Raw genomic sequence first — 10107 nt, 5'->3', positions numbered from 1 at the left:
AAAATGTTACGAACCGAAGCGTAATCGGTGAAACGGGCGTACTCGGTGGGCATAACGCGCTGCAGCATCTGGTACAGGTGCTCAACGCCGCGGTCAGTACCGGGTAGAATGACAATGCCGGATGCGCCAGCACTCTTCAGATCGCCATCAGGAGCGCCAATAGTGCGCAGCAGCATGAATGGGTCATTCGATTCAGAAGAGGAGCCCAGCTCGTGAACCGGGATACCAGCATCTTCCAGACGGTCAGCGTAACCAACGTGACGCATGGTGCGGTCACGACCGTAAGCCAGTACAGCACCAATCAGCAGACCGGCAACAGCACCAACAATAGCCATCTTTACCGGGCCAAGAGCCGAGGAAGAAACCGGAATCTGAGCCTCGCTCATCACGCGGCCACCGGTGGTGGAAGTCAGCTGGATCTGGACGCGACGCTCCTGTAGCTGAGAAAGCAGACCTACACGGCCGTTATCACCCTCGAGAGCAGAAATCTGCTCATCAATCTGGTGCACAGCAGAATCAACGCTGCTCTTTAGAGACTCGGAACGAACCTGCAGGTACGCGTTAGCCATAGCGTTAGCGTAATGTGCAGCATCCGTGCCGTTGGGGCGGGTTACCTCAATATCCAGCACGGCAGTCTGGGAGGTACCGGTCACCTTGACGGAGCTCATCAGGCGGCTGGTCAGCTGAGCCTCAGAGAGGGTATCGCCGTTAGCAATCAGAGACTTCGCGGCGTTCTGCGCAACCTCACGAGAGGAAGCAACGCGAGACTCAGTAGCAATATCCACCTTCGTAGAGTTAGCACTACCGGTACCGGCGGGATCAACCACCAGCGGGTAAACAACCAACGAAGCCTTAGAAGTGTACTTGCTATTGGTCATGTAGCCGTAAGCGGCACCCGCTACAGCGAAAACCACGACCGACAGCAGAATTAGCAGACGGTGTCGAAAAATGCGACGTACCTGGCTGCCAAGGGTAACTGAGGAGGTATGAGAGGTGTTATCCATAAGGACATCCTAGAGGAAGAGAAATGTAGAAGAAGTCGAAGGCTTAAGACTTCGCGCGGCGGGCGGAGAAGAAGCGCTCAATACCGAGAGCCTTGCGGAAACGGTATAGCACCGCACCGTATACCGGAACGAGCAGCACCAGGTACACGATGATGCCCTGAACGCTCTGACCCAAGAAGGCCAAAGACACCAGAGCATACGCTGTCGGGACAGCCGCACCCACGAAGAGTGAAGGAGCCATCTCACGGAGCGAAGCACGAATACCTACGAGGCGGAACACCTGGTAGCTCGCCAGGAAGGTGTCAACCAGCAGAGCAGAAGCCCAAGCCGTCACCGCACCGTAGAGGCCCCAGACCGGCACCAAGGTGAAGTTCAAGGTCACAGCCACCACCAGCGAGGAGAGCTTGTTCAACAGCTGCCAGCGACTCTTACCGCTCATCAGCAGAACAGACTGCACCCCACCGGCACTTATCGACAGCATCGCCGCCGGGCAAATCACCCAGAGAATACCGGCGCCAGCCTCAAAGCCCTTACCGAAGAAGCCCAGAAGAACCGGACCAAAGAACGCCAGAGAGAGGTAGAACGGCCAAGACAACGCAGTCAACACGCGAGTGGTCGAAATGAAAATCTCTCGAGCACGATCCAGCTGACGAGTAGCCAACGCCGCACTAATCGATGGGCCGGTCACCACGCGGCCGGTGTGCTCAATCATGGCGCCCACACGAACACAACGGTTCACAGCACCATAGACACCACCGGCAACGGCACCTGAGAATGCCGTCACCACCAGCACATCAATCCATTCCAAGATAGTCTCCATAACGGTAGCGACACCCCGTGCAGAGCTGAAACCCCAGAACGAACGGAATGTCTCGGTCGGAGAATCTTCAGAAGGAAGAACCTCCACATGCTCCTCAGAAGGGAACGCACGCTCCAAAAGCCACAGGGCAACCACCGCAGTAATCGCAACCGGAATAGTCCAGGCGTACACCAAATCCATGAGCTGACCCGAGAAAAGAACCACCAAACCCACTGCCGCAAGACGCAGAGTAGGAAGCAGAACATTCTGTAGGAGCGTAAAAGTCACCACACGCTGCAGACCGCGTAGCGCGCCGAAGAACACCGTCATCAACGCCGCTAGCAGCACAAAAGCTGAGCTGACGCGCATTGCCGCCTGATACGCAGGAGCCATCGGCACAAGCTTGGTGTACATGTACACACCCGCCACCAGAAGTACCGAAGTCACCAGTGAAGGAATCAGACCGTAACGGATCAGCTGCGGAAGCACACCGTAACGACCCAGCGCACGCTGAGCACTCATCGTACGAACCAAGCCAGTATCCGCGCCGAAGGTCACCAGCGAAATCGAAATCGCGAATAACGCCATCAGACGGAAAAACTCGCCCGAGCCCTCAGCACCGATACCGTTCGACACCACCATCGTGGTCACAAAGGCGATACCCGCACCGTACATCACACATAGAGAAGCAAGAGAGCCGCTCTTTGTGAGGCTGGGCTGCTTATCCCTTCCGGGAGTTTTCTTAACCGGCGCGCTCTTCACGGACGCGGTATCGGCCTGAGTACCTGATACGGAAGGCTTAACCTTCTCATTCAGAGTCTTTTCTTCCTGCGCCTTTTCTACAGCCCCAGCAGTAGCCGGGACAACCCGCCGGGAACCGGACAGATGAGCACCCGCTACAGCGGTAGCTTTCGCTGCTGAGGAACCTACAGCTGAAGTACCTGACTCCGAAGAACCCGCCTCCAAAGAATCGGGCAACGATCCTTCGGAAGCAAAGCCTCGAGCCGGAGGCACAATTGACAGTGCCATAGTCGCAGGAAAACGACCGGAACGGATATCATCCACCGTCAGAGCGAACTCATCGGCAGAAGACTCTGCCAGCGAGTCAGCCTGCTCCACATACTCGCCGCTCTCATGCAGGTGTGCACAGCGGCTAGGATGGCCACCCGTCGAGTAGGCATCATCGAAAGGTGAAACCGCGGTGGTCTCTAAACCACGGGGGGACTGGTTCTTCGTCATAACCGCTCACCATCCCGGATGGAACGGATGCAGACCATCGACGCCAGCATCAGAATGGTTAGCTGAGCAATATCGAAACTGTAGAAGATGAAAACAACACAGCACGTGACCGGCACGCTATGTAGCCAGTACCCGGAGGTGGTCTTCACTCGCGCGCCGCTTGCCACAGTGCACGCCATGAAGAGCACGAATAGCGCCAGACCCACGAAGCCGAAGCAGAACATCAGAGTCCACAGGTACCCCTGGGTACCCATTGACACACCAATGCTCGGTTCCATACGCGGAGCGCCGTAACCAATAATCGGGGACTCCAAGGTTGCCTTCCAGGTGGCGCGGTAGAGCGCCGCACGACCACCGGTGGAGTCCGAGTAGTCCTGACGACCCAGAATATTGTCCACAGTGCCCGACGCAAAGAGTGTCACAACCACAGCTACGATTGCCGCAACACCCATACCCACCGCACGCCAATGAGCCGCCAGGAACTGACGCAACAGTACGTATGCTGCGCTGATGCCAAGACCAATGAACATACCGCGGTTACTGGTCGCAATTGCTGGCACGGTAGAAAGTGCCATACCGATCAGCAACGCAATACGCAGCCAGATGGAACGCAGACGAAGTAAACACGCCAGCATCACCGGGGTGAGCAGGGTGTACGCCAGACCCCAACTATTTGTATAAGGGAACGGTGCGGAGGGTCGAATATACGCCTTGGGTGCACCCCAAGGATGCTGAACCTCAGCCAGGGGAGGAAGCATGTAATCGCGAACCAGCGGGTTCTGCATAAAACCAGCAGGCATGATGAAGCTCATTGGAGTATGCAGACGGAACTCGGGGAAGAGAACACCACCGTAACCCAGAACAATCAGGGTCACCCACAGAGTCGCTAGACCACTCAGCAGCCTATTGATGCTAATAGAGGATCGTGCGTTGTAGTAGTACAGGGCGTAAATGCCGGCACTGAGAATATTTATAAAGCGCAGACCCCAACCAATAATGTCGGTGGAGCGGGTCAGTGCAAGGGCTGCAACAATAACCCACACGCAGAATACGCCCCACACCCACAGGGAACCGGGCACATGCACATTACCTCGAATAATGAGGTAAAAAAGCATGATCGCTGCCAGTACCAGCGGTGCAACCTGAAGCACACCCAAAGCCCACAGCGCCGGGAAGCTGTACAGCAACCCCAACAGAGGCCAGGCGGGGAGCTTCTTCTGCGCCGTAGATACCGGGTGGTTGCGCGCGCGGACACGCAGAATACCGCTGGGCGGTGTGGCCACCGACCCGGTGGAATCCTTGAGGGTCACAGGCGAAGTACCCGGAGGGGAAAGAACGGAAGAAGAAACCATATCTGTGCGATACCTGGTTAGAGACCTCGACCGGTCTTCTGGACGAAATCAAGAAGAGTAGCGGGCTTAATAATGCCGGTGGACACAATATATGCCGCCCAAGCACGAAGCTGCTTGGGGTCGCGGCGCAGAGCAGCGCGAGCGTAGGCACGCGCCTGCTTGTTGTTATCCAGGGACGCCTGAGCGTATGCAATCTGACCGGCGATACGTGCCAAGCCTTTGGGATCCTGCTCGAATTCGGGGAACTTACGCAGAATGTAGCTGAGGCCGTCAACCATGGATTGCCACTTGCCGGAGAAGAAGGAAGGGCGGTCCCAGAGCACCAGAATCAGCGGCTCGGGTACGCTCAGTACATCGCCGTGGCGGGTTGCGCGTAGCAACAGGTCGTAGTCTTCACCATAGGCGGCGGGCAGCTCCTCATCGACCAGACCGATGCGGGCGGGCTTACCGTCAACGCCGAGTAGATCCTCGCGGGAGTACAGCATGGCGGAGGGGTGAATTTCGGTAATGCGCGAACGCAGGAAGTCAGCGAAGGTTGCGTGCTCGGGTGCCCGGCGCACGATGTCCTGACCGCCGGAACGGACGGTAATACCCGAAGAGATAGCGGCTGCTTCGGGGTTTTCGCGCCAGAGAGCGACCTGCTGGGTGAGCTTGGAAGGCATCCAGTAGTCGTCATCATCGCAGAAGCCAATCATCTCACCGATGGAGGCGATGATGCCGCTGTTGCGGCCGCCAGCCAGACCACCGGAGCGGGTGTTGGAGACAATCTTCAGGGCACGGTTTTCACCGACCTCAATGTCCTCAAGGCGGTCGGGGTCGACTCGGTCAAAGACGACAACAACTTCAACGAAACCGCGGTAGCTCTGCTCAAGGATGGAACGTACAGCCACGCGTAGCAGTTCGGGACGCTTGCCGTTGGTTGTGATAACAGCGGAAACAGCAGGGTTGCGAGAGGTGAAGCGCATCATTGGGGTTCTCCTGACCCAGCGGGGGTCGCGAGGCTAACGTACTTGCGACGCATGGACAGAAGGACGGTTGCTGCATTAGCCAGTAGAAGCAGTGCGTAGATGATGACGAATACGGGGCCGAAGCCAACAAAAATGTAAATCCAGCAGAGGGTGCCGGCGTCCATGTGCAGGTTGATGAAGGAGCGCAGGGGACCACCGCTCGGGGGAGCAGCGGTTTTGCGGTTGTTGCGTAACTGCTCAGCCAGAGTCTGGCTCATGAAGTGACCGGCGGTCAGCGCGGTGAAAATCATGGGCATCGCAATGATCCAGCTGTTGAATGTGCTGGATCCGGTGAAGGAGTAGTGCGCCGGGTACAACAGGAAGGAGAGCAAAGTCGCCATGTGCACGGAGGGCACACGGATGGAGTCGACTACATGGTCGAGCCACTCACCGGCGGGGGAGGATGCGCCGGTCACGCGAGCAACCTGGCCATCAGCGGAGTCCAGGCCGTAACCGAGGGCGAAGAGTAGTGCAACGCAGACACCCATACCAACGCTAGGTGGGTAGGTAATCAGAACGATGAGCCCTGCTGCGGAACATGCGGCGGAAATTGCGGTGACGCGGTTGGGGGTGATGCCCAGCGCGACAGCAGTCGCGGCGAAGTAGCGTGCTACTCGGCGGTTGACCCAGCGGGTGTAGGCGGGAACGCCAATGCTAGGCTTCTGCGCTGCTTCAAGAGAGCGCAGGGTGTGAGAAAACTTCGCAGAAAATCCCGATGTGGGCGTGGAATTTGGGGTGTGAGGTGCCTCAGAGGTGGACATGTATATTCCTTTTTAACCGGTGAGAGAAGTGAAGGAGAGTGAATTACTCCCTTTCGAGATGGTTGCGAGAAAGTCCGGAAGTCTCACACACGAAAAAAGAGGCGGTTAATCCCTTTTTTCACATACACCACTATATAGATATTTTACAACGAGATAAAGTGCAACAGGGGGCGTATGGTCAGGGCCAATAATTGTATTGTAAAAAGCTGGTGAAAATGCGCTTTAGTGCAAATGTACGGGTCTATGTGAAGGGTCTGCGACTGCTTCTCGCTCGGCATGTCAGTGCTTTCCTCCCGCACACTGCGGCTGTAGAAAACATTTCTGGACATTGTACAGAGATGCACATAACAGGAACACAATAACCGGAATAAATAATGCAAAAAACACAGAAAAGCGAGTGGAACACGCAAATGGGGTTTGATTTCCTGAAATATCAGAAAATCAAACCCCATTTATCGAGATTGTCTAGAAGGTATTAGTTCCTTCGGGACTGAATCGGAACACGAGTTCCAATTCCGTTGTTGAGAGCGCGTTGCTCACCCTGCTCAGCGGTAGCGTTATTCGCCTTCTCAACCACGGCTGCTCAGCCTCGTTGGCTACGGGTGCCTTCGCTCCCTTGTCTTGGCGGGCTGCTCAGCAACCGGTGCCTTAGCAGTTGCCTGCATGTCGAAGCTTATATTCGGGCGAACGTTACGTCGAGTAATGCCCGCATGAACCTCAATCGCGATGAGGTTCTCGCCAACCTTCAGCTTGGAAGAAGGAACGGTGAAGGTCACCGGAGTCTTCTGAGCATCAGCAGTATCAATCGAGCTTGATGCCAGCGAGCTAGCCCACAGCTTTCCATGGGTGTCGAAGTTGGTACGACCAACTTCTTCACCGTTGACACCGACCGCAATAGCATCGTCTGCGTAAGTAGTTAGCACGAGATCACGGCTGGCCTGCTCACGGGTGAGATGGACGGTGGCGTAGGCGTAGATGTTATTGCGGGTCTGCATCGGCGGGGTCTCAGCAATGGTGTTGAGTTTGTTGCTGCCCAAGCCAATCGGAGTCTTGCCGGTCTTCCATGCCTCCTGGGCGATATCCTCCAGGGAGAAGTGGAAGCCGTACTTCCAGCCGTACTTACGGTTGGGAGCATTGGAAGCAACCATGTACTTCCACTCGGATGCATAGGGTAGAACAATCTGGTCCTTAGTGGCCTCGTCCTTCTGCTCGTCCTTAGGAGTTTCTTCCTTCGGCGCCTCAGTAGTTGCTTCTGCACTCGGGGTAATGCTTGCGGTCAGGTCTGCAGTTGCAGTTGGGTCTGCTATAGGCGTTTCGGTTGTTGTATCCGTAGGAGTCGGGTGAACCGGTGCTACCTGAACCGGAGTAGAGGCAGAGTAGTTATCCGAGCTGTCCACAGCACGCACAAAGTAATGTGTGTTATCGGTGTGATCAATCTCGAACTTCGTACCCGAAGTGCTAGCGATGACTCGGTCATCACGCAGAATCTGGTAACGAACACTACCGGTATCCTGCACAGCGTCCCAGGTCAGAACGTCCTTATCGTCCTTCAACTCTACCTGCAGGTTCTGCGGGGTAGGCGGAGGAGTCACATCACGAGCCTCAAAGCGTGCAAAACCAATGGTCTCCTGAGTGCCGTGAACACCCAGCGAACGGTGGATATCGCCGCCAACCCACAGGGTACCCTTCGAATCCACGAAGGACTCCCAGATACCGAAGCCGTTATTACCCTTAATAGAAGGGGAGAACTCCGGCAGCATCTTACCGCTGTCCTTATCGAATGCAGCAACAAGCTTGACCGAGTGGACCACACTCGAACCGCCCACAGGGCGCTGTTTATTACGAGAACCCTGGTAGAGGAAGTCACCACAGTGGCAGGCACCGTAAATATTGTTACCATTCAGGTGCAGATCCTGGAAGTCGCCACCTTCGCGAGTAATCGCGGTGTAGGTGGGGGTCAAAGACGCCTTGTCGTAACGAGAAATGAGGTGTTCAGTACCGCCCACCCATATGCCGGTACCGGCATCCTGGACGTCGAACTGGAAACCCCAAATCTTAGTTTCATTACGCAGGTCAGAGACATGAGCACGGGCAGGAATCTCAGACTGCTGGTACACCCACGGGCTACCCTTCTGCATATGCTGAGTAATATCGGCCACGCGGTAGGCAAGACCGCCGTTGAGCCAGGTGAAGTAACCGGCGACGTAAACGTGAGAGTTATCAGCGGAGGCACTAATACCGTTGACGGTACCGTTGAACACCTGGCGCCAATTACGGTCCACGCTCACAGTACCGGGTACGCTGTTAGAAGGCTCACCCAACTTAAAACGGGCAATGTTGCGTGAATACGCAACACCCGCTTTTTTACTTTCGTAAATGTGGGTAAAGGTGCCACCAATATACACATAGTCACCCTGACGGTGGATGGTCTTCACCTTCATGACCTCAGTAGAAATACGATCTTCGATTCTAACCTGGGCCCATTCGGGGGCAATTTTACCGGTCGTAGCGTCAACGACAACGAAGCTCTCATGCTTCTCACCGTTCACCATGGTAAAGAAGCCACCAACAGCCAGGCGGTTATTTGGCAGAGCTTCAACAGCCTTCACCTGACCGTTAACAGTCAGCTTGAAACCGCGGCGCAATTCGCCAGTTTCAGGGTCAAAGGCAGCAATATTAGCCTGCTTAACCACCTCTCCGGAGGAGGACTCAACATGCTTGAAGTCGCCGGCAAGGAACACGCTGGAGGTGCCGTTACCGTGATCAACCTCGGTAATAGCCTCAACGAAGGTGTTCATTTCGGTGGTTTTACCTGAGGCCGTGCTATTGCTGGTACGCCAACGCCAAGTAGCCGAACGGCTACTGGGCAGGGCACGACGAGCGCTCGCCGGAGTACCGGAATCCGGGATAGTATCCAGGTTCAAATTATTCTGAGTCAGCTTGGGGCGCAGGAACATCTGGGTGTAACCGAAAGAGGTTTCACCGTTGCCTTCCTTGCCGTAAATATAGGAGTTCCGCGCGTCGGTCAACGCCGGCTCAGAACCATCCTGCGAAATGGGGGAGTTTGCACCGTAGCGGAAACCCATGCGGTAATCCTGTGAAGCTAACTCATCAAAAATCAAGGCCTTGAAGCCGTTGTTCTGGCCACGCAGAATGTGGTCCTGCCACGTGCCGTCAGCCCAGTACTTGCGGCCCTCTTCGTTATAGGAAGAGAACTCGTCAGGGTTGGTGATGGTCGCATTCGACCAGACAGCGCTCGCACGCAGAGCCCAGGTCCACTCGGAGGTCTGACGGCGGTCAACCGTAGTTTCCTGCCACTTGGTGCCCGAAGTGTTCAGGGCGCGGCGGAAACGGTAACCGTCGGGCAGCTGATCGGGGCGAGTGCCGTTGAGCAGCTGAGAAATAGTGGTGCCCGAAAGCTGAATCGGGGTCTTCGCAGCGGGCAAGGAGCTCAGCGCCTTGCCCTGTTCAAGAGTCATACCCGAAGATGCGGGCGCGGCATCGCTGTAGAGCTGCGAAGTGTCACCCTGACCTTCGTAGTTTTCGGTCCAGCCGTCGCGGCCCTCACCAATCTTGACCCAACCGCCACCATCGGTTTCCTGATCGCAGTAGAACTGAGTCGGCTGGCTCATCGAAGGAGTGTATAGCCAATAGGCGCCGCTCTTTGCCTCGGGGTCAGCCTGCTTGGCTTCCCAGCAGCTGGCGGCAGCACGCTCAGAGGTCGTGCCATTGTAGAAAGCAGAGTTCCTTTTTTCCGCAGTCTGTTCGACAGCGGTACTCGGCGTAATAGTGGGGATAGCTACAGGCAAAGCCAAAGCCGTAGCAATGCTCAAGCAAAGAGCTGAGCGAGTTATAGCAGAACGTGAAAAGCCGGAGCCCGTCATGCCAAGGTGGGCTTTCATAATATCTCCAAATGAATGCCAAGAAATGTTATCGAGTGCGCAT

Annotated in this window: 6 protein-coding genes; all 6 read right to left on the bottom strand. The window is 55.9% G+C overall.

Annotated features, from left to right (window positions below):
- Window positions 1–1004: Wzz/FepE/Etk N-terminal domain-containing protein (locus O3648_RS02945; protein WP_371568321.1), on the bottom strand; the 1004-nt coding region annotated here is incomplete at its 3' end.
- Between the two features lie 43 nt (window positions 1005–1047).
- Window positions 1048–3042: a lipopolysaccharide biosynthesis protein gene (locus tag O3648_RS02940; protein WP_279754323.1), complete on the bottom strand. Its 1995-nt coding sequence runs from the start codon at window positions 3040–3042 to the stop codon at window positions 1048–1050.
- Entirely contained in the window at window positions 3039–4394 is a 1356-nt protein-coding gene (locus tag O3648_RS02935) for an O-antigen ligase family protein (protein ID WP_371568318.1), read from the bottom strand. Before O3648_RS02935 ends, O3648_RS02940 begins: the two co-directional genes overlap by 4 nt.
- A 17-nt stretch (window positions 4395–4411) precedes the next feature.
- Complete coding sequence (locus O3648_RS02930; RefSeq protein ID WP_371568316.1) at window positions 4412–5362, bottom strand: glycosyltransferase family 2 protein; 951 nt, start codon at window positions 5360–5362, stop codon at window positions 4412–4414.
- Window positions 5359–6162, bottom strand: a complete 804-nt coding sequence (locus O3648_RS02925) for a CDP-alcohol phosphatidyltransferase family protein (RefSeq protein WP_371568314.1) — start codon at window positions 6160–6162, stop codon at window positions 5359–5361. The genes O3648_RS02930 and O3648_RS02925 overlap by 4 nt, the downstream gene beginning before the upstream one ends.
- A gap of 596 nt (window positions 6163–6758) precedes the next feature.
- Entirely contained in the window at window positions 6759–9995 is a 3237-nt protein-coding gene (locus O3648_RS02920) for a fibrinogen-like YCDxxxxGGGW domain-containing protein (protein WP_371568311.1), read from the bottom strand.
- Between the last annotated feature and the right edge of the window lie 112 nt (window positions 9996–10107).

The sequence above is a fragment of the Rothia sp. 27098_8_161 genome, from assembly GCF_041432905.1.
GTDB lineage: Bacteria > Actinomycetota > Actinomycetes > Actinomycetales > Micrococcaceae > Rothia.
This window is presented reverse-complemented; position numbering and strand designations above follow the sequence as displayed.

What these genes read in the sequence shown, in the direction of transcription:
- O3648_RS02940 (WP_279754323.1), bottom strand. Translation starts at nt 3,042, where the DNA reads ATGACGAAGAACCAGTCCCCCCGTGGTTTAGAGACCACCGCGGTTTCA.
- O3648_RS02935 (WP_371568318.1), bottom strand. Translation starts at nt 4,394, where the DNA reads ATGGTTTCTTCTTCCGTTCTTTCCCCTCCGGGTACTTCGCCTGTGACC.
- O3648_RS02930 (WP_371568316.1), bottom strand. Translation starts at nt 5,362, where the DNA reads ATGATGCGCTTCACCTCTCGCAACCCTGCTGTTTCCGCTGTTATCACA.
- O3648_RS02925 (WP_371568314.1), bottom strand. Translation starts at nt 6,162, where the DNA reads ATGTCCACCTCTGAGGCACCTCACACCCCAAATTCCACGCCCACATCG.